Origin of the sequence: Borrelia persica No12, assembly GCF_000500045.1 — a bacterium.
In the GTDB taxonomy this organism is placed as follows: Bacteria; Spirochaetota; Spirochaetia; order Borreliales; family Borreliaceae; genus Borrelia; species Borrelia persica.
Genome location: NZ_AYOT01000143.1, coordinates 1 through 723, shown reverse-complemented (window position 1 = coordinate 723; position 723 = coordinate 1). Strand labels below are relative to the sequence as shown.

The following is a 723-nucleotide window of genomic DNA, read 5'->3' as shown; positions in this document are numbered from 1 at the left end:
AGTGGTTTATGCAGAAGTATTTCACTCCAGGTGTTTTAAGGTTGGGCAGAAGAAGGATTGTAAATTTAGACATTTGCTTGATCAATTTGACGCTCTTTTTCCAAGAGTTGACAGTAGTGCTTTTTTGTATATTGGCTAAAAATTGGAGGTTATGTGAGTAAACATTATTTTAGCATGTTGAAGAAGTCTATTTTTGAGGAAGTAAAGAGTTTTATTGGAGTTAGGATAAAACAAAAGAGTGTTACTTCTCTTAAATCTCAAGTTCCAGGTCGTTTGAGTGAAATAACTAGTATCGAAACTAATGAAACTGATTCTGGATTTGACATTAAGGTTAAAGTTGGTTCTCCGTTAGCTGAGATGTTAGATTCAGGAGAAGTGTACAATTCAGGTTTTACACAGCCCAGCTTAGCAAAGATCAAGTCTTGGGCTTCTTATAAAGGACTTGCTGATATGGCTGTTCCTATATGGATCAGTCTTAAGAAGAATGATATTAAGAAGAAATATACAAACTGGAAAGAGAATCTTTATGACAAAGTAAAGGATTTACTCAGATGAAATTTATTGAACAATTTGTTTACACATTTAAGAAGGATTTAAAAGCTTATTTTTTTGCACATAAGTTAGCAACAACACAAATCTATTATAAGTCTGAGGTGTATTCTTGTACAGATCTAAAGCTTCCGGTTGTGGTATTTACGATTAAGAGTATAGGAGAAGTTGTAC

General features: G+C 33.2%; 1 protein-coding gene. It reads left to right on the top strand.

What is annotated here, in order from left to right:
- Positions 1–153 precede the first annotated feature (153 nt).
- On the top strand, positions 154–555 hold the full coding sequence (locus U881_RS0103290; RefSeq protein ID WP_024653125.1) for a hypothetical protein: 402 nt from the start codon (positions 154–156) through the stop codon (positions 553–555).
- Positions 556–723 lie beyond the last annotated feature (168 nt).